Here is a 335-nt window from a genome sequence, read left to right as displayed (position 1 = left end):
CAGTCGTCGACGTGCCGGACCAGCTCGCGGCGCAGGGCCGCGCTCAGCATCAACTGGCTGTCGCCGGTGAGGTGGGCCACGCTCGGGCAGCCCCCGGTCTCCACCACGGCGAGGGCGGCGCGGGTGCGTTCGACCTCGCAGGCGGCGGAGGCCAGCAGCTCGCGGGCGGCTGCGGGCTCCAGGCCGAGCACGGCGGCGACCTCGGGGGCGGTGAGCTTGTGCCGGACGGCCAGCTCCAGTGCCTCGCGCTGCTCGGGTGTGGTCCCGGCCGCCTCCGGCCAGGCCAGCTGGGCGAGTTCGCGGCGGCGCAGCTCCACCACCTCGACGGGCGGGGC

At 77.6% G+C, this 335-nt stretch carries 1 pseudogene; it reads right to left on the bottom strand.

Annotation, left to right across the window (positions count from 1 at the left end):
* Nucleotides 1–335 (bottom strand): annotated as a pseudogene (locus tag GT030_RS34160) (hypothetical protein); the annotation flags it as partial.

It is taken from the genome of Streptomyces sp. SID1328 (assembly GCF_009865595.1).
Classification (GTDB): Bacteria; Actinomycetota; Actinomycetes; order Streptomycetales; family Streptomycetaceae; genus Streptomyces; species Streptomyces griseoluteus.
The sequence above is the reverse complement of the archived record's forward strand: the minus strand, read 5'-3'. Positions and strand labels throughout refer to the sequence as shown.